Origin of the sequence: Microcella sp., from assembly GCF_051860105.1 — a bacterium.
Taxonomy (GTDB): Bacteria; Actinomycetota; Actinomycetes; order Actinomycetales; family Microbacteriaceae; genus Microcella.
The window spans coordinates 40,971-59,427 of the sequence record NZ_JBHYEO010000012.1 but is presented as its reverse complement, the minus strand read 5'-3'; the positions used below and the strand labels follow the sequence as shown (position 1 = coordinate 59,427).

Sequence of the window (18,457 nt, the reverse complement as noted above, 5' to 3'; positions counted from 1 at the left end):
CGCCCACCGCTTTGTAGGCGTCACATCAACCTCGTATAGGTTCCCATAGGCTGGTTGTCAAATCAATAGGTTCGTATGGGATGGTTCGCATGGAAGACACCCGACGTTCGCCTCTCGTCACCGTGCTGGTCATTCTTCTCGCCGGTCAGACGGCGCTCATCGTGGGCATCACGGGGTTCCTCGTCATCGAGCTGCTGCTCGCCGAAGCGCGGTTCCCGCCCACCGCGATCGCCCTCACCGCGCTCGTGCTGCTCGTGGCGGTGTGGCTCGTCGCCATGACGATCGGCGTGCACCGAGGCCGCGCCTGGACGCGCGGCAGCGTGCTCACCTACCAGTTCTTGCAGCTTGCGATCGGCGTCGGCAGCGTGCAGGGCTTCATCCCGCGCCCCGACATCGGCTGGTGGGTGATCGCCACGGCCGTGCTCGGCCTCGTACTGATCCTCAGCACGCCCGTGACGCGCTACCTCGACGCGCGGGATTAGCGCCCGATCGACCCTGCCGGGCCGGTCCTCCTAGTCGAGGCCCAGCTTCTTGCGCAGGCTCGCGACGTGGCCCGTGGCCTTCACGTTGTAGAGGGCGTGCTCGAGCGTTCCGTCTTCACCGATGACGAACGTCGAGCGGATCACGCCCATGACGGTCTTGCCGTACATCGACTTCTCGCCGTAGGTGCCGTAGGCGTGGTGCACCGCGAGGTCGGGGTCGCTCAGCAGCGGGAAGGGCAGGTGCTCCTCCGCGGCGAACTTCTGGAGGGCATCCTGACCGTCTTTCGAGACGCCGAGCACGGCATAGCCGGCCGCCTGCAGGGAGGCCAGGTTGTCGCGGAAGTCGCACGCCTGCGTCGTGCAGCCAGGGGTGCTCGCGGCGGGGTAGAAGTACAGCACGACCTTCTTGCCCGCGTAGTCGGCGAGCGAGACGTGCGCGCCGTCCTTGTCGGGGAGGGTGAAGGCGGGGGCCGGGGTGCCGGCCTCGAGGCGGGTCTGGGCCATGAGGGCTCCTTCGCGAGCGTCAGGGGAGCGGCCCGCGGATCCGGGCATCGCCTGCACAGTGTATGGATGCGCGCCGCGCGTCGGCTGAGCACTCGCCGAGGGCGGCGCGGGGCCGCGTGGTCGCTCACCCGCCACCCCGGCGCCAGGTCGCCGTCGACTCGTGTTCACGCGGCCTGCCTAGCGTTCGAGCATGCGGATCTCGGTGATCGGATGCGGATACCTCGGGGCAGTGCACGCGGCGGCCATGGCCGAGCTCGGGCACGATGTGGTCGGCATCGATGTCGATCCGCTCAAGATCGACACGCTCGCGGCCGGAGAGGCGCCGTTCTTCGAACCCGGGCTCGCCGAGCTGCTCGAGCGCGGCACCGCCGCCGGTGCGCTCTCGTTCAGCACCGACATCGAGGCGGCCCGGGGTGCCGCCGTGCACTTCATCGCCGTCGGAACCCCGCAGCGGCCCGATGGCTCGGCAGACCTCTCGGCGGTGCACGCGGCGCTGCGCGCGGTGCTCTCCATCGCCGCTCCCGGCGACCTCGTCGTCGGCAAGTCGACGGTGCCCGTCGGCACAGCGCAGGTGCTGCTGCGCGAGGTCGAGCACGCCGGAGCGGCGCTCGCCTGGAACCCCGAGTTCCTGCGCGAGGGCTTCGCGGTGCGCGACTCGCTCGAACCCGACCGCATCGTGTATGGGCTCGCCCCGGGAGACGCGCGATCGGCCGCCGTGCTCGACCAGGTCTACGCCGAGCTGCTCATCGCCGGCTCGCCGCGCATGGTCACCGACCTCGCGACCGCCGAGCTGGTCAAGGTGGCGGCCAACGCCTTCCTCGCCACCAAGATCTCGTTCATCAACGCCATGGCCGAGATCGCCGAGGTCGTCGGAGCCGACGTGACCCAGCTCGCCGACGCGATCGGGCATGATGCCCGCATCGGCCGCCGGTTCCTCAATGCCGGCATCGGTTTCGGCGGGGGATGCCTGCCCAAAGACATCAGGGGCTTCATCGCCCGGGCGGAGGAGCTCGGGGTCGGGTCGTCGCTCGGCTTCCTGCGCGAGGTCGACGCCATCAATCTGCGTCGGCGCGATCGTGTCGTGTCGCTCACCCGCGAAGCGCTCGGCGGCACGCTCCGCGGTCGCCGCATCGCCGTGCTGGGCCTGGCCTTCAAGCCCGACTCCGACGATGTGCGCGACTCGCCCGCCCTCGACATCGCCCGTCGGCTCGCCGTCGAGGGCGCCCGCGTCGTTGCGACCGACCCGGCCGCGGTCGAGACGGCGCGGCCCCTCGCGCCCGCCCTCGACTTCCGCGGCGGCGTGATCGAGGCGGTCACGGCGGCGGATGCGGTGCTGGTGCTCACCGAGTGGCAGCAGTACCGCGACCTCGACCCGGTGCAGCTCGGCGCCCTCGTCGGCGGCCGCATCGTCATCGACGGCCGGCTCTGCCTGGATGCAGAACTCTGGCAGCGCGCCGGGTGGCAGTACCTGGCACCCGGGCGCATCACTCCGCGTTCTCGCGCCCTTCTCGGCGTCTGATCGCCCGCGCCACGAGCGCGTCGATCGCGAGGCCGAGGGTGATCGCGACGACGACCGAGATCACCACCGCGAGCACGGGTACCTCGGCCAGCAGCGCGCCGAAGAAGGCCCCGACGGCGGTGTTGTAGAGCGCCCAGGCCGTGCCCGCCGCCGCGGAGAGGGGCAGGAAGCGCTGCACCGATAGTCCGCTCGCCCCCGCCGTGAGGTTCACGGCGATGCGGGCGAACGGCACGTAGCGCGCGGTGAAGATGAGCGCCGCCGGTCGCGACAGCACAGCGTGCCGCGCGCGGTCGATCGCGACGCGTACGGGGCGCATCCGCTGCCACCGCCAGCGATCGGTGCCCGCTCGTCGGCCGATCGCGAAGCACAGGGCATCGCCCACGATGGCGCCCGCCGCGGCGACGGCGATGATCGGGGCGAGCGGGGGTGAGCCCGTCGCCCCCGCGAGGGCTGCCAGGGCCACGACGACGGTCTCGCTCGGCAGGACGACGAGGAAGGCGTCGCCGACGACGAGCGCGAAGAGCGCCGGCAGCAGCCACGGCGACAGCGCGAGCACTGCGAGCCACGAGTCATCCACGGGGCAGGTCTACGGGCCCGAATCGAGCGGTCGGGGAACAGTGCGTGAACTCTCGATGCGCGAGCCCGTTTCCACCCCCGCGGCCGACGCGGAGCCGTCACCCTGGAGGGGTGAGAATCGCGCTGGTCGCCGAGACGTTCCTGCCCCAGATGAACGGAGTCGTGGGCTCGCTCCTGCAGGTGCTGCGGCACCTCCACGAGCAGGGTCATGAGACCCTCGTGATCGCCCCGCGTCACGATCAGTCGCCCGACGCGCACGCCCTCCACGGTGCCGAGATCGCGCTGCTGCGCTCGATCCCGACCCCCGGCTACCCCGAGCTGCGGCTCACCGTCACGAGCGCGGTGCGGCTCGGGGCGATCCTGCGCGAGTTCCGGCCCGATGTCGTGCATCTCGCCTCTCCGTTCCTGCTGGGGTGGCAGGCGCTGCGGGCGGCCGACGCCCTAGGCATCCCGACCGTCGCGGTCTACCAGACCGACGTGCCCGGGTATGCGCAGCGCTACGGCATCCCCGCCCTGGCACCCGCCTTCTCGCGGCACGTCGCGCGCATCCACCGGCGGGCGACGCTCACGCTGGCTCCCTCGACCGCGTCGATCGCCGAGCTCGAAGCGCTCGGGGTGACGCGCCTGCGGCACTGGGCGCGCGGCGTCGACGGGGTGCGCTTCCATCCCGGGCAGCGCGACGAGCACTGGCGCCGCTCGGTGGCGCCCGCCGGCGAGCTCGTGATCGGGTTCGTGGGTCGACTCGCGCCCGAGAAGCAGGTCGGCGACCTCGCGGCGATCGCCGACATCCCGGGCACGCGGCTCGTCATCGTCGGTGACGGCCCCGAGCGCGCCTCCCTCGAACGGGCGATGCCTGGTGCGGCCTTCCTCGGGTTCCTCGGCGGTGAGCCGCTCGCGCGAGCGGTCGCGGGCTTCGACGTCTTCGTGCATCCGGGCGAGAACGAGACCTTCTGCCAAACGGTGCAGGAGGCACTGGCGAGCGGTGTACCGGTCGTGGCGACCGGGCGCGGCGGACCGCTCGATCTCGTGCAGAGCAGTCGCACCGGCTGGCTCTACCGCCCCGGCGACCTCGACGACCTGCGCGCGCGCGTGCTCGATCTGGTCGGCGACGACGCCAAGCGGCGCGCCTTCGCGGCGGCCGCGCGCGAGTCGGTGGCGCACCGAACGTGGTCGCGACTGGGAGACGAGCTGCTCGCGCACTACCGACACGCGATGAGCACGGTCGCCGGGTCGACGCCCGGCGGCGCCGGTTTGATGAAACGCGCCGAAGCCGCGTAGACTCTGTCTCTGGCCGCCCGAGCGGCCGCGCACCTCTAGCTCAATTGGCAGAGCAACTGACTCTTAATCAGTGGGTTCCGGGTTCAAGTCCCGGGGGGTGTACGAACGGCCCCGTTGCTCTCGCCAGCGCGGGGCCTTTCACATGCCGGCGGGCTGTCGTGTGCGCTGGGCCGTCGGCCTGCGCCGGGCCTCACCCGCGTGAGGGACCTTCGTCACGAATCCTCGCGGAACGCGTGCGCTGACCGCCGCGGAGCCGCAGACTGGGGCAGCGCCGCCTCGGCGCCCCACCCCTCGCGAGCGGAGCCACCACCCGTGTTCGAGCAAGACATCGACCCCGTCTTCGGGTCGCTCGCCCTCTCGGCGATCGCCGCCGCGCTGCCCCTCGTGCTGCTGTTCGTGCTGCTCGGGGTCGCCAAGGTGCGGGCGCCGTTCGCGGCGCTCGCCGCGCTCGGGCTCTCGATCGTGCTCGCGATCGTCGGGTGGAACATGCCGCCGGTGCAGGCGCTCAGCGCCGCCGGCGCGGGAGTGTTCTACGGGCTCTTCCCGATCCTCTGGATCCTCGTCAACGCCCTGTGGGTCTACCGCCTCACTACGGTGACGCCGTGGTTCGAGGTGTTCGGCCGCACGATCCGCTCGGTGAGCGACGATCTGCGCATCCTGTCGATCCTCATCGCGTTCTGCTTCGGAGCGCTGCTCGAATCGCTCGCGGGCTTCGGTGCCCCGGTCGCGATCTCGGCGGCGATGCTGCTCGCGGCGGGCATGGCACCGCTCAAGGCCGCGCTCGTGTCGTTGCTCGCCAACACCGCGCCCGTCGCCTTCGGGGCGCTCGCCGCCCCGGTGATCGCGCTCGCGGGCGTGACCGGTCTTCCGCTGCAGGACCTCGCCTCCATGGCGGGGCGGCAGACGCCGTTCATGGCCCTGCTGGTGCCGCTCATCCTGGTCTTCCTGGTGGATGGCCGCCGCGGGCTGCGGCAGACATGGCCGGTCGCACTCGTCGCGGGCGTGGTGTTCGGTCTCGCGCAGTTCATCACGTCGAACTTCTTCGCCGTCGCGCTGACCGATGTCGTCGCCGCCGTGGCGACGATCGTCGCCGTGCTGCTCATGCTGCGCGTCTGGCAGCCGGCCGAGCTCGTCGGCATGGGCGGGGCGGTCGAGGCCGATGCCCCGGCCATCGTGCGCCCTCCGGCGCGCGAGGTGATCATGTCGGTGGCGCCCTACCTCATCATCATGGTCGTGTTCTCGCTCGCCCAGCTCGGGGCGGTCAAGGAGGTCTTCGCCGCCGCGAGCATCACCTTCCCGTGGCCGGGCCTCGATGTGGTCACGGCGGCCGGCGAGCCCGCGGCGGCTCAGCAGTTCCATCTCGACACCATCGGGGCGACGGGCACCCTGCTGCTGCTCTCGGGGCTGCTCACTGCCGCGCTCTACCGCATCGGCCCCCGCATCGCCGTGCGGGCCTACGGCGCGACCCTGCACCAGCTGCGGTGGACCATCGTCACGGTCACCGCCGTGCTCGGGCTCTCGTTCGTCATGAACCTCTCGGGCCAGGCGACCTCGCTCGGTGTGGCGCTCGCGTCGGCGGGCGGGTTCTTCGTCGTGCTCTCGCCGATCATCGGCTGGATCGGCGTGGCGCTCACGGGGTCGGACACCTCGTCGAACGTGCTGTTCGGGCCGGTGCAGGTCGCCGCCGCCGAGCAGGTGGGCCTGCCGCCCGTGCTCATGGCCGCCGCCAACTCGTCGGCGGGTGTGCTCGGCAAGATGCTCTCGGTGCAGAACCTCGCGGTGGCCGCGGCCGCGGTCGGCATGGTCGGCAGCGAGGGCACCCTGCTGCGCAAGCTGCTGCCGTGGAGCCTCGGCCTGCTCGCTCTCATGATCGTGCTCATCGTGCTGCAGTCGATTCCCGCCGCGCTCGGCTGGATGGTGCCCTGATCGCGTCGCGACGCGGCAGGATGGTGCCGTGAGCATCGACACCTGGCTGATCTTCCTGGTCGCCGCGATCGGCCTGTCGTTCACCCCCGGGCCGAACGGGCTGCTCGCCCTCACGCACGGCGCGATCTACGGGGTGCGCCGCACGGTGTTCACCGTGCTCGGCGGCGCGCTCGGCTTCCTCATCGTCATCGCCATATCGATGTTCGGCATCGGGGCACTGCTGCTCGTCGTGCCCGACGTGCTCACGGTGCTCAAGTGGGTGGGCGGCGCCTATCTCGTGTTCCTCGGCGTGCAGGTCTGGCGGGCGCCGACCATCGCGGTGGCGGCGAGCGGCGATCGCCCGACCGCCTCGGGCTGGTCGCTCTTTCAGCAGGGGCTGCTGGCCGCGGTCACGAACCCCAAGGGCATCCTGTTCTTCGTCGCCTTCCTGCCGCAGTTCATCGACCCGCAGCGTGACCTGGTGCTGCAGTTCGCGATCATGGCGAGCACCTTCATCGTCATCGAGATCATCTTCGAGCTCGTCGTGGCGTCGCTCTCGCAGTCGCTGCAGCCGATGCTGGCCCGCGCGGGCCGCTGGTTCAACCGCGCGACCGGCGGGCTGTTCATCCTGATCGGCGTGCTGCTGCCCTGGCAGCTCTAAGTGGCGCTCGCCGCCTCGCGCGCCGCGAGACGCGTCCAGGTCTCGACGACCGTGTCGGGGTTGAGCGACATCGACTCGATGCCCTGATCGACGAGCCAGTCGGCGAGATCGGGGTGGTCGCTCGGCCCCTGCCCGCAGATGCCCACGTACTTGCCGGCCGTACGGCACGCCTCGATGGCCATCGCCAGCAGTGCGAGCACGGCGGGGTTCCGCTCGTCGAACGAGCCCGCGACGAGCGCCGAGTCGCGATCGACGCCGAGGGTCAGCTGCGTGAGGTCGTTCGAGCCGATCGAGAAGCCGTCGACATGCTCGAGGAACGCGGCGGCGGTGAGGGCGTTCGACGGGATCTCGCACATCATGATCACGCGCAACCCGTTCTCGCCGCGGCGGAGGCCGTTGGTGGCCAGTTCGGCGATCACCGCCTCGAGCTCCGCGACCGTTCGCACGAACGGGATCATGAGCTCGACGTTCGTCAGGCCCATGTCGTCGCGCACCCGGCGCATCGCCGCGCACTCGAGGGCGAAGCTCTCGCGGAAGTCGGACGAGGCGTAGCGGGATGCCCCGCGCCAGCCCAGCATCGGGTTCTCCTCGTCCGGCTCATAGCGCGCGCCGCCGATGAGCCCGGCGTACTCGTTGGTCTTGAAGTCGCTCAGGCGCACGATGACGGGCTCGGGGGCGAAGGCGGCGGCGATCATCGACACACCTTCTGAGACGCGCTGGATGAAGTAGTCGCGCGGTGAGCCGCACGGCGCGGTGCGGGTGTCGACGACAGCGCGCAGGTCGTCGGGCAGGGTGTCGCGCTCGAGCAGCGCCCGGGGGTGGATGCCCACCTGGGTGTTGATGATGAACTCGAGCCGCGCGAGGCCGACCCCGCGGTTCGGCAGCTGCGCGAAGGAGAAGGCCTGATCGGGCGTGCCCACGTTCATCATGAGCTTCGTCGCGATCGGCGGCATGGCGTCGAGGGTCGTCTCGACCTCGTCGACCGCCAGCAGACCGCGGTAGACGCGCCCCTCATCCCCCTCGGAGCACGAGACGGTGACGTCGGAGCCGTCGACGAGCGTGCCCGTCGCGTCGCCCGTGCCGACGACGGCGGGGATTCCGAGCTCGCGGGCGATGATCGCCGCGTGGCAGGTGCGACCGCCGCGGTTCGTGACGATCGCCGAGGCGCGCTTCATGATCGGCTCCCAGTCGGGGTCGGTCATGTCGGCCACGAGCACGTCGCCGGGCTGGAAGCGATCCATGTGCGCGATCGAGTCGAGCACGCGCACGGGGCCCGCGCCGACCTTCTGCCCGATCGCGCGACCCGTGACGAGCACCTCGCTGCGCTCGCGCAGGGTGAAGCGCCGCAGCACCGCACCCGCGCGCGAGACGACCGTCTCGGGCCGCGCCTGCAGGATGTAGAGCAGACCGTCGACGCCATCGCGCGCCCACTCGATGTCCATCGCCCGCCCGTAGTGCTCCTCGATCGTGAGGGCGTGGCGGGCGAGCTCGAGCACCTCGTCGTCGGTGATCGAGAAGCGCCCGCGGTCGGCGGGGTCGACGTCGGTGAAGACCGTGCTCGTCGTCGTGCTCGCGCCCCCGGCGTAGATCATCTTCACGGCCTTCTCGCCGAGAGACCGCGACAGGATCGCGGGCCGACCGGCCCGCACCCCGGGCTTGTAGACGTAGAACTCGTCGGGGTTCACGGCGCCCTGCACGACGGCCTCGCCCAGCCCGTACGACGAGGTGATGAACACGGCGTCGGTGAACCCCGACTCGGTGTCGACCGTGAACAGCACGCCCGAGGCGCCGACGTCGGCGCGCACCATGCGCTGGATGCCCGCCGAGAGGGCGACCTCGTCGTGCGCGAAGCGGTTGTGCACGCGGTAGGCGATCGCGCGATCGTTGAAGAGCGAGGCGAAGACGCTGCGGATCGCCTCGAGCAGGTTGTCGATGCCCGCGATGTTGAGGTACGTCTCCTGCTGGCCGGCGAACGACGCGTCGGGCAGGTCTTCGGCCGTGGCGCTCGACCGCACCGCCCACGACACCGCCTCGGGGTCGGGATCGTCGCGCACGAGGCGCGCGTAGGCATCCCGGATCTCCGTTTCGAGGTCGGCGGGGAACGGCTGCTGCTCGATCCAGCCGCGGATCATCGACCCGGTGCGGGCGAGCTCGGTGACATCGGTCACGTCGAGCGGCATCACGGCACCCATGATGCGGTCGTACAGGCCGTCGCCGGCGAGGAAGCGGTGGTACGCATCCGCGGTCGTGGCGAAGCCACCGGGCACGCGCACGCCCTTGTCGGCCAGCGCGCTCACCATCTCGCCGAGGGAGGCGTTCTTGCCGCCGACCTGGCCGATGTCGTCGATGCCGATGTCGGTGAACCAGAGGATGCTCGCGGTCATGGCCGTGCTCCTTCCGGCGCGCTCGCAGCGCGCCTGCGCAGGGTGGTGGTGATGACGGCCGCCATCTCCTCGACGGAGCGGTCGGTCGAGTCGAGGTGCGGGATTCCGTGGCGCCGATAGAGGCTCTCGGCCCAGCGCACCTCGCGCGTGCACTGGGCGAGCGAGGCGTAGGTCGAGCCCGGTCGACGCGCCTCCCGCACCTGACTGAGCCGATGCGGGTTGGCGGTGAGCCCGAACAGGCGGTCGGCGTGCGCGCGCAGCGGTGCCGGCAGCTGGTCGCGCGCGCCGCCCGCCGGGGGCAGGTCGTCGGCGGTCAGCGGGTAGTTGGCGACCACGATGCCGTGCTGCAGGGCGAGGTACATCGAGGTCGGGGTCTTGCCGCAGCGGGAGGGGGCGATGAGGATCACCTGTGCGCGGTCGAGGGCGCGCAGGCTCTGGCCGTCGTCGTGCTCGATGGCGTACTCGATCGCCCACATGCGCTCGTGGTAACGGTCGAGGTCGCCCAGGCTGTGCACGGTGCCGTGCCCGGGCTGGGCGCTCGTGCCGAGCGCCGCCTCGACCTCGCGCAGGTGCCCGCCGAGCAGGTCGATCACGATCGCGGGCGCCGCGGCGACGACCTGCCGCACGGCGAGGTCGCGGATGGTGCTGAACACCAGCGGGGGAGCACCGGTGGTCGCGGCGCCGATCGTCGCGACGGCTTCGGCGGCGGCGGCGGGGTCGTCGACGAAGGGGATCGTGTGCCGCACGAGGGTCACTCTCGGAAAGCTCACGAGCAGGGCGTTGCCGAGCGTCTCGGCCGTGATCGCCGTGCCGTCGGAGACGAAGAACACCGCGCGCGGGGCGGATGCTGTGCTCATGAGCCCCCTCCCCGCAGCGCCTCGGCGGCGGCGCCGGGCACCCCCAGGCTAGGGCTCGAAGGCCGTCGGCGCAGGGGTCTTTGGTCCTCGTGCCCGCGCCGGAACGACGGAGCCCCGCCGCCGACCGATGCCGACGACGGGGCTCCTGCTCGGGATGCGCTACCGCACGTACACGGTGCTGAACGGTGAGCGGCGTCGCCGGTCGAGCTCGATCGCTCCGATACCCGCGAGGGCGAGCAGTGCGGCGAGCACCAGGATTCCGGCGTTCTCGGCGGGACCGGTGAAGGCCAGCAGCCTCTGCGGCCCCGTCAGCGAGAAGTACTGCAGCGTGCCGTCAGAGCCCACCGTGATGTACGCCACTTGCGTGAGGGGTCCGGAGGGACCCTGGCCGGTCAGCGTGATCGTGTGCGCGCCCGGGGTGATGTCCATCGGCAGCGGCACGACATCGAGGAACCGTCCGTCGAGGTCGGTGAGCCCTTCGGTGACGAGCACCGGGGTCGAGCGCAACACGAGGTTGTACTCCGATTCCGGCAGCAGGCCGCCACCCGACACCTGCACATCGCTCCCCGGAAGGTACTCGCCGATGCCCGCTGCGAGCGCGAGGTCGATGCCGGGGCCGTCGAACGCCGCGGTCTGCACGATGTTGTCGATGTACATGTACGCGCCGGCTGCGCCGCCCCAGCTCTTGTCGTACGAGCCGGAGACGAACACGAAGCGGTAGGTGCCCGCGGCCGGGATGGCGACCGAGGTGGTCGTCCACTCGGCAGATTCACCCGTGGCATCGATGACCTCCGTCTGCGCGCAGGTGTCGACGTTGAGGAGGTAGCCGAAGACGTGGAAATCGTCGGACTCATCGACGGCCTTCCAGTCGAGGCTGATCTGACGCCCGGCCGCGACCGTGAACGGGTTGCTGTACACAGCGGGGCCGTGGATGACGTAGCCGTCGAGGTCGCCACCCAGGTCGCTGTACAGCTCGAGGACCTTGCTGCCCTCACGATCGACATCGGCGCCGTCGATGATCTCCGACTGGTACTCCTCGTAGTCGAGGCCCGCGTTGGCGATGTCATCACCGCGCACCGTCGGGTCGGGGATCGCCGACGCCGCGGCGGTCTCGAAGGCAGTCGACTGGTCAGACGACCAGTCGTATTCGACCACGTACGAGTAGCTCGCTGTTGCGGGCTGCAGAGTGGGCGCGGGCTCGGTGGGAGTCGACTCCTCCGGGCTGGGCTCGGTGGGGGCGGCTTCTTCCGGTGCGGGCTCGGTCGGCGAGGTCTCGTCGGGTGCGGGCTCCGTGGTCGCCGGATCACTGTTCGCCGGATCCGCCACGCTCGACAGCGCGTAGCTCGCTTCTGATACCGGCTCCGGCTCCGGAGCCATCTCGACCTCGAGGTAGTACTCGCTGTAGTCGTCGTCCCACACCAGACGGTCGCCCAGGATCGTCACGGGGTCGCCGTTCGCGTCGTGCACGTAGTACCAGTACTCCGACTCTCCGGGTACGTTCGCGAAGAAGCGGTTCCAGTTCGGCTCAGCCTCTTCGTCGTACTCGCGCAGGTTCGTGTAGTCGGAGGTATCGACCGTGGTGCACCCGGCGATGGCCGTGACTCCCAGGTCGATCGCCTGGTTCATGCTGCTCCAGCCGGTGATGGTGGTGCTGCCGACAGCGTCGTCTTCGAACAGCCCGTTGGTGATGGTCGAGCCTGCGGCGCCGGCCGCGAGTGCGGGGCCGAGCGCGAGAACGGCACCGACCGAGAGCGCAATGGTTGCGCGCGTTCTGGTGATCATGGGGTGAACTCCTCCGGTCGAATGATGAATGTCTTTCGCCGATTCGCGATCAGTGTCCTCCCCGGCGGGGCCTTCTGCCAGGGACCAGAGACACCCAGAACGGGGGATACCCGCTCGCCGTGTTCGTTTCGCGAACACACCCGCCCGCCTGCGCATCACTACGATCAGGCTCATGGTGCCCCTCCCCGAACTGCTCGCCTTCGTCGTTGCGGCGATCGTCATCATCGCGATTCCCGGCCCGAGCGTGCTGTTCGTCATCGGTCGGGCGCTCGTGCTGGGCAAGCGCGGCGCACTGCTGAGCGTGCTCGGCAACGCGGCGGGCGTCGGAATCCAGATCATCGCCGTGGCCGCCGGGCTGGGGGTGCTCGTGGCGCAGTCGGTCGTGCTCTTCACGGTGCTGAAGATCGTGGGGGCGCTCGTGCTCGTGTGGCTGGGCATCCAGGCCATTCGTCATCGTCACGCCGCGGTCGATGCCGACGTCTCGGCGGTCTCGGCACGACCCGCGCGCCTTCTGCGCGAGAGCTTCCTCGTCGGAATCAGCAACCCGAAGACGATCGTGTTCTTCGTGGCGGCGCTGCCGCAGTTCGTCGTTCCCGGCGCCGGCAGCCCGGTACTGCAGATGCTCGAACTCGGGGCGATCTTCCTCGTGCTCGGCGTGGCGGGCGACAGCGTCTACGCCATCGCGGCGGGCGCCGCGCGCGACTGGTTCGCCACGAACCCGCGTCGCATGAGCGGGATGCGCGCGACCGGCGGGGTCGCGCTCATCGGCCTGGGCGGGGCGATGGCCCTGACCGGCAGTTCGAGCTAGTCGTCGAGCTCGAGGGGCCCGTTCTCGCGGCTCTCCTCGATCACCGTTCCGACGGCGATCGCGACGCTGATGCCCCAGCTGACCCACATGAGGGCGAGGCGCCAGTCGCGCGGCCCCGTGCGGGTGGCGTTGATGACACCGACGGCCGAGAAGGCGGCGCCGATCACGGCACCGTTGAAGAGAAACCTGCGCATGCGACCTCCCGTGTCGCGTCCCACGTTAGCGGGTGGTCGCGCGCCGAGGGCGAGCCTGGGATTCGTCCCAGAGCTCCCTAGGAGTCTGACCGAATGGTCAGAGCTCTGGCCGATCGGTCAGTACCGTGGAGGCATGTCCCTCCATGATCAGCTGCGAGAGGTCGCGCTCGCCGAGTTCGCCGTCGCGGGATACGCCGCCACCTCGCTGCAGCGCATCGCTGATCTCGCGGGTACCTCGAAGGCCAGCGTGCTCTACCACTTCGCCTCGAAAGAGCAGCTGCTCGCCGAGATCGTGAACCCCGCGCTCGATGATCTCGAGCAGCTCATCACCCCTCTCGACGACCACGGCGGCCTGCGGCGCGCCGACTTCGTCGAGCGGTTCGTCGATCTGCTGCTGCTGCACCACCAGGTGGTGCCGCTCGTGATCAACCAGGGGGCGACCCTCGACGACGTGCCCGTGATGCACCGGGCGACCGAACTCATGCGCCGCGTCGCCGAGCTGTTCCGGCTCGCGAGCGGCTCCACGATCGAGAAGCTGCGCTTCGGCGTGGCGTTCGGCGGTGTCGCCTACACCCTGGCGGCCGCCGAGCGACTGGGACTCAACGGCGAGATCCCGATCGACGAGGTGCGCTCCGCACTGCTCGAGATCCTGCACGACCTGCTCGTGCCCGCCGACTCCCGCACCGCATAAGGAGGCCCTCGATGGCCACGCTCCTCTACCGGCTCGGCCGGTTCTCGTACCGCCGCGCCCGGCTCGTCATCGTCGCCTGGCTGCTGGCCTTCGCCGCCGCCCTCGGCGGCGGCCTCGCGCTCGGCGGCCAGACCGACGAGACCTTCAGCATCCCCGGCACCGAGTCGCAGGTGGCGCTCGACCAGCTCGACGCCCTCTTCCCGGCCGTCTCGGGCGCGAGCGCGCAGGCCGTGGTCGTCGCGCCCGAGGGGTCCGCGGTGACGGATGCGGGCATCCGCGACCAGATCGACACCCTCGCGCGTGCGCTCACCCGGGTCGACGGGGTCGACTCGGTGCTCGGCCCCTTCGACGAGTTCGCCGACGGGCAGGTGAGCGATGACGAGACGGTCGCGATCGTGCGGGTGCAGCTCGACGGCGCATCGTCCGAGGTGAGCTCCGAGACCATCGAGGCGCTCGTCGGCACCGCCGACACCGTCGACGTCCGCGTCGAGTTCGCCGGCCAGGTCTTCCAAGACACCACCGTCGGGCTCACCGTGAGCGAGGTGCTCGGCGTGCTGTTCGCGGGCGCCGTGCTTATCATCACCTTCGGCTCGCTGCGCGCGGCGTGGATGCCCCTCGCGACGGCCATCATCGGCGTCGGCATCGTCGTCGGCGGCATCCTCGGCCTCGCGGCGTTCCTGCCGGTCTCGAGCTCGGCCCCGCTGCTCGCCGTCATGATCGGCCTCGCGGTCGGCATCGACTACGCGCTGTTCATCCTGTCGCGGCACCGCGGCCAGCTCGCCCGCGGCATGGATCCGGCCGAGTCCGCTGCCGTCGCCGTCGGCACCGCGGGCAGCGCCGTCGTGTTCGCGGGGGCGACGGTCATCATCGCGCTCCTCGGACTGCTCGTCGTCGGCATCCCCTTCCTCTCCGTGATGGGTGTGGGCGCGGCCTTCGCCGTGCTCATCGCGATTGCCGCCGCCGTGACGCTGCTGCCCGCCCTCCTGGGCGTCGCGGGGGCGAAACTCGTGCCGCGCGAGGGCTCTCGAGCCTGGAAGCTCGCCCACCCCGACGCCGCCTCCGCTCCGACCATGGGTCGACGCTGGGTGCGCGGTGTCATGAAGCGCCCCGTGCTCACGAGCATCTCGGTCGTCGCCGTGCTCGGCGTGCTCTCGATCCCCGCCTTCGCGCTCGACCTCAACCTGCCCGACGGCGGCAGCGAGCCGGCCGGCTCGACCCAGCGCGAGGCCTATGACATCATCGCCGACGCGTTCGGGCCGGGCACGGCGGGGCCGCTCCTCGTCACCCTCGACATCACGCAGACGACTGACATCCTCGACGACCTCGCAGCGATCCGAGGCGAGCTCGAGGCGGTCGACGGTGTCGCGAGCGTGAGCCCCGGCATCCCGTCGCCGGGCCTCGAGACCGCGATCTTCCAGGTGGCGCCCGAAACGGCACCCGACGACCCCGCCACCAAGCTCGTCGTGGCCGACCTGCGGGCGGCGGGCGCGCAGATCGAGGCCGAGTTCGGCACCCCGCTCGCCGTCACCGGCGTGACGGCCGTCGGCATCGACATCTCGACGCGGCTCACCAACGCGCTCGTCCCCTTCGGTCTCGTCGTCGTCGGGCTCTCGGTCGTGCTGCTCATGGCCGTGTTCCGCTCGGTGCTCGTGCCCGTCAAGGCGGCCCTGGGCTTCCTGCTGTCGGTCGGCAGCGCCATGGGCGTCACCGTCGCCGTCTTCCAATGGGGATGGGGCGCCGAGCTGCTGCACGCCGAGCCCGGCCCCATCCTCAGCTTCATGCCAATCATCCTCATGGCCGTGCTGTTCGGCCTCGCCATGGACTACGAGGTGTTCCTCGTCTCGGGCATGCGTGAGGAGTTCGTGCGCACGGGCGAGCCGCGCCGCTCGATCGAAGACGGCTTCGCCAACGGCGCGCGCGTCGTCACCGCCGCGGCGCTCATCATGTTCTTCGTCTTCGCGGCGTTCGTGCCCGAGGGCTCGGGGCTCATCAAGCCCATCGCGCTGAGCCTCGCGGTCGGCATCGCCATCGACGCCTTCGTCGTCCGCATGACGCTCGGCCCGGCGATCATGGTGCTCTTCGGCCGGGCGGCCTGGTGGTTCCCGCGCGCGCTCGACCGCGTGCTGCCCGACCTCGATGTCGAAGGCGAGCGCCTGCGTCACCACCGCGATCATCGCGCGTGGGCCGAGACCCAGGGCGACGCCGTGATCGTCGCCGACCGGCTCGGTCTCGCCGGCACGGATGCTGAGCTCACGCTCGTCGCCGGCCCCGGCACGCGCATCGACCTCGTGGGTGACGCGGCCGAACGGCGGCTCGCCGGCGCCACGCTCGCCGGCTACCTGTCGCCGCGCTCGGGCCGCGCCCTCGTCGCCGGGGCCGTGCTGCCCTCCGAGTCGGGTCGCGCGTCGCGCCGCGTCACCCTTGTCGACGTGAGCGGCGACCGACTCGCCCCGACCGTGACCATCGCGGCGCTCGTGAGCGAGCGCATCGCGCTCGCCGCGGGGTACCCGCGCGGGCTCCGCCGCACTCGGCGCTGGATCGCCCGGCTCGCCGCGGCACTGAGCGCTCTCGACGTCGAACCCCTCGGCATCGCCGACCCCGAGACGATCGTGTCGGCACTCGACGCTCGTCGCCGGGCTCTCGTGCTCGCTGCGGTCGCGACGCTCGACGCGACCCCCGTGATCGTGCTCGACCACCGCGACGACGCGCTCACCGCCGACGATGTCGCGCTGCTCGACGCGCTCGTCCAGCGGCTCGCCCCGACCCCGGTCGTGCGGCTCTGGGGCCGCGAGCCGGGCAGCCCGATCGCGGCGGAGGCGTTGACCGTGCGCCTCGATTCCGCATCCGCCCTCATCGAAAGGAGCGGCGCATGACCGCCGCCTCGCCCCTCACCCCGACCCCCCTCGCGCACCGCGGCCGCCTGCGCCGCTGGTTCGCGCTCGTCGCCGCTGTCGCGGTGCCGCTCGCCCTCGTCGGCATCGCGCTCGCCGCGGTCGGCAACGACTCCTCGGCGTTGGAGCGCATCCCCGCGGCGGTCGTGAACGACGACGAGCTGCTCACCACGACCGACGCCGACGGTGCCGAGCAGATCGTCTTCGCGGGCCGCCAGCTCGTGACCGAGCTCACCGGCGGCGATGACACCGGCTTCTCGTGGCGCGTGACGAGCGCCGACGAGGCGGCCGCGGCGCTCGCGCGCGGCGAGGTGTATGCGGTGCTCACGATCCCCGCCGACTTCTCGGCCTCGCTGCTGACGATCGGCACGCCCGAGCCCGTGCAGGCGCAGTTGCAGATCGAGACGGATGACGCGCACAGCTACCTCGCCGGCTCGGTCGTGCAGGCGGTCGGCAGCGGTCTGGCCCAGCAGTTCGGCGCCGAGGTGACGGCGCAATACCTCGATGGGCTGACGAGCGGGCTCGGCGAGCTCGGCGCGGCCCTCGACACCGCCGCTGACGGGGCGACCCAGCTCGGCGATGGCGCGAGCGCCCTGAGCTCGGGGCTCGTCGAGCTCAGCGCGGGGGCGCAGGCCTCGGCCGGGGGAGCCCGCTCGCTCTCGTCCGGTGTGGCCGAGTACACGGCGGGAGTGTCGGCCCTCTCGACGGGGCTCGCTCAGCTGCGCGACGGCGCTACCCAGCTCGATCCGGCCCAGCAGGCGGTGGCCGGGATCCCGGCCAGCGCGGGATCCCTCGCGGGTCAGCTCTCGGCGCTCGCCGCCGCTGTCGCCTCATCGAACCTCAGCCCGGCCGACCAGCAGGCGTTCATCGACGCGCTCACCGACGCGCAGGTGCTCGCCGGCACGGCGGCTGCCGTGATCCCGCCGCTCACGAGCGGCCTCGACGGCATCCAGGCGGGCATCGCCGACAGCGCGCAGGGCGCCGCCGCGCTCGCCGCGGGAGGGCCCGCGCTGCGCAGCGGAGCCGGGCAGCTCGCGAGCGGCCTCGGCTCGCTCGCCGGCGGCACGACCGAGATCACCTCGGGCGCCGAGTCGCTCGCGGCGGGGGTCGACGAGCTCGCGACGGGACTCTCCTCCGGCGCCGGTCAGGTGCCCGAGGCGGGCGACAGCGCCGTGGCGAGCGAGCCGGTCGTCGTCGAGTCGACGCGCACCAACGCCGTCGACGGCGTCGGCTCCGTCATCGCCGAGACGCTCGTGCCGATCGGGCTCTGGATCGGCGCGCTCGCGACCTTCCTCGCCCTGCGACCCGCCGCCCGTGGCGTCATCGGCACGTCGGCGGCGGGCGGCATCATCGTGCGTCGAGCCGTCGGCCGCGCATCCCTCATCGCCCTCGCCCAGGCCGCGCTCGTGACGGCGCTCGTGCACGCGGTGAGCGGGGTCGACCTCGCCCTCCTGCCCGCGACGCTCGCTCTCACGAGCATCATCGCCCTCGCGTTCACGGCGCTGCACGCGGCGCTCACGCTCACCCTCGGGCGGGCGGGGCTCGTCGTCTCGCTGCTGCTGCTCGCCGTGCAGATCGTCGCGACCGGCGGCATCATCCCGATCGCCGCGCTCGCCGACCCGTTCCCGGCCCTGAGCGCCGTGCTGCCGCTCACCTATGCGGTTGACGGCATGCAGGCGCTGCTGGCGGGCGGCGACCCCGCTCGCGTCGTCGCGGCGGTCGCGGTCATGGCGCTGCTCGGCGGGGTGTCGCTGCTCGTCGCGCGGCTCGCGGCCGGCCGGGCGCGGCGGCGGGATGCTCTCGCCGCGTTCGCCCCGACCCTCGTACCGGCCGCCGCGTGACGGCGGGGATGCTCGCGCCGAGAATCCCCGCCCCGCACAGCAGTGCGGGCCGCGAGCTGAACGCTCGCGCCCCGCACCGGTCGT

15 protein-coding genes and 1 tRNA gene are annotated in these 18,457 nt (G+C 71.5%); 10 read left to right on the top strand and 6 right to left on the bottom strand.

Going from position 1 to position 18,457, the window contains the following annotated elements; all coding sequences use genetic code 11:
- The first annotated feature begins 89 nt into the window (after nt 1–89).
- Complete coding sequence (locus ACTIE9_RS08425) at nt 90–482, top strand: hypothetical protein (RefSeq protein ID WP_439565133.1); 393 nt, start codon at nt 90–92, stop codon at nt 480–482.
- A gap of 30 nt (nt 483–512) precedes the next feature.
- On the opposite strand, the gene bcp is transcribed toward ACTIE9_RS08425, so the two are convergent.
- Entirely contained in the window at nt 513–986 is a 474-nt protein-coding gene (gene bcp / locus ACTIE9_RS08420) for a thioredoxin-dependent thiol peroxidase (RefSeq protein WP_439565132.1), read from the bottom strand.
- Between the two features lie 190 nt (nt 987–1,176).
- Between bcp and ACTIE9_RS08415 the strand changes: the two genes are divergently transcribed.
- Nucleotides 1,177–2,505 (top strand): UDP-glucose dehydrogenase family protein, encoded by a 1,329-nt coding sequence (locus ACTIE9_RS08415; RefSeq protein ID WP_439565131.1) that lies wholly within the window; start codon nt 1,177–1,179, stop codon nt 2,503–2,505.
- Here ACTIE9_RS08415 and ACTIE9_RS08410 read toward each other — a convergent pair.
- Nucleotides 2,471–3,082 (bottom strand): DedA family protein, encoded by a 612-nt coding sequence (locus ACTIE9_RS08410; RefSeq protein WP_439565130.1) that lies wholly within the window; start codon nt 3,080–3,082, stop codon nt 2,471–2,473. The two genes, ACTIE9_RS08415 and ACTIE9_RS08410, sit on opposite strands and share 35 nt — an antisense overlap.
- A gap of 110 nt (nt 3,083–3,192) precedes the next feature.
- On the opposite strand from ACTIE9_RS08410, the gene ACTIE9_RS08405 reads away from it, so the two are divergent.
- From ACTIE9_RS08405 to ACTIE9_RS08390, 4 genes are all read left to right on the top strand, one after another.
- Nucleotides 3,193–4,359: a glycosyltransferase family 4 protein gene (locus ACTIE9_RS08405; RefSeq protein ID WP_439565129.1), complete on the top strand. Its 1,167-nt coding sequence runs from the start codon at nt 3,193–3,195 to the stop codon at nt 4,357–4,359.
- Nucleotides 4,360–4,388: 29 nt separating this feature from the next.
- Nucleotides 4,389–4,461 (top strand) — tRNA-Lys (locus ACTIE9_RS08400).
- A gap of 210 nt (nt 4,462–4,671) precedes the next feature.
- Nucleotides 4,672–6,285: an L-lactate permease gene (locus ACTIE9_RS08395; RefSeq protein ID WP_439565128.1), complete on the top strand. Its 1,614-nt coding sequence runs from the start codon at nt 4,672–4,674 to the stop codon at nt 6,283–6,285.
- A 28-nt stretch (nt 6,286–6,313) separates the two neighbouring features.
- On the top strand, nt 6,314–6,925 hold the full coding sequence (locus ACTIE9_RS08390) for a LysE family translocator (protein ID WP_439565127.1): 612 nt from the start codon (nt 6,314–6,316) through the stop codon (nt 6,923–6,925).
- On the opposite strand, the gene ppsA is transcribed toward ACTIE9_RS08390, so the two are convergent.
- The 3 genes from ppsA to ACTIE9_RS08375 all read right to left on the bottom strand — a co-directional run bounded on the left by ppsA (nt 6,922) and on the right by ACTIE9_RS08375 (nt 11,948).
- Nucleotides 6,922–9,309 (bottom strand): phosphoenolpyruvate synthase, encoded by a 2,388-nt coding sequence (gene ppsA / locus ACTIE9_RS08385; protein WP_439565126.1) that lies wholly within the window; start codon nt 9,307–9,309, stop codon nt 6,922–6,924. The genes ACTIE9_RS08390 and ppsA overlap by 4 nt on opposite strands.
- Entirely contained in the window at nt 9,306–10,166 is an 861-nt protein-coding gene (locus ACTIE9_RS08380; RefSeq protein WP_439565125.1) for a pyruvate, water dikinase regulatory protein, read from the bottom strand. Before ACTIE9_RS08380 ends, ppsA begins: the two co-directional genes overlap by 4 nt.
- A 159-nt stretch (nt 10,167–10,325) precedes the next feature.
- A complete protein-coding gene (locus ACTIE9_RS08375; protein WP_439565124.1) occupies nt 10,326–11,948 on the bottom strand; it encodes a hypothetical protein in 1,623 nt (540 codons plus the stop codon).
- A 172-nt stretch (nt 11,949–12,120) separates the two neighbouring features.
- Here ACTIE9_RS08375 and ACTIE9_RS08370 point away from each other — a divergent pair, with 172 nt between their 5' ends.
- A complete protein-coding gene (locus ACTIE9_RS08370) occupies nt 12,121–12,756 on the top strand; it encodes a LysE family translocator (RefSeq protein WP_439565123.1) in 636 nt (211 codons plus the stop codon).
- Here the strand turns inward: ACTIE9_RS08370 and ACTIE9_RS08365 are convergent.
- Nucleotides 12,753–12,950 (bottom strand): hypothetical protein, encoded by a 198-nt coding sequence (locus ACTIE9_RS08365; protein WP_439565122.1) that lies wholly within the window; start codon nt 12,948–12,950, stop codon nt 12,753–12,755. The two genes, ACTIE9_RS08370 and ACTIE9_RS08365, sit on opposite strands and share 4 nt — an antisense overlap.
- Nucleotides 12,951–13,083: 133 nt before the next feature.
- Between ACTIE9_RS08365 and ACTIE9_RS08360 the strand changes: the two genes are divergently transcribed.
- From ACTIE9_RS08360 to ACTIE9_RS08350, 3 genes are read left to right on the top strand one after another with little or no spacing between them, the layout of a single operon-like run.
- Nucleotides 13,084–13,641 (top strand): TetR/AcrR family transcriptional regulator, encoded by a 558-nt coding sequence (locus ACTIE9_RS08360; protein WP_439565121.1) that lies wholly within the window; start codon nt 13,084–13,086, stop codon nt 13,639–13,641.
- Between the two features lie 11 nt (nt 13,642–13,652).
- Nucleotides 13,653–16,514, top strand: a complete 2,862-nt coding sequence (locus tag ACTIE9_RS08355; protein WP_439565120.1) for an MMPL family transporter — start codon at nt 13,653–13,655, stop codon at nt 16,512–16,514.
- Complete coding sequence (locus ACTIE9_RS08350; protein ID WP_439565119.1) at nt 16,511–18,373, top strand: YhgE/Pip domain-containing protein; 1,863 nt, start codon at nt 16,511–16,513, stop codon at nt 18,371–18,373. Before ACTIE9_RS08355 ends, ACTIE9_RS08350 begins: the two co-directional genes overlap by 4 nt.
- Nucleotides 18,374–18,457 lie beyond the last annotated feature (84 nt).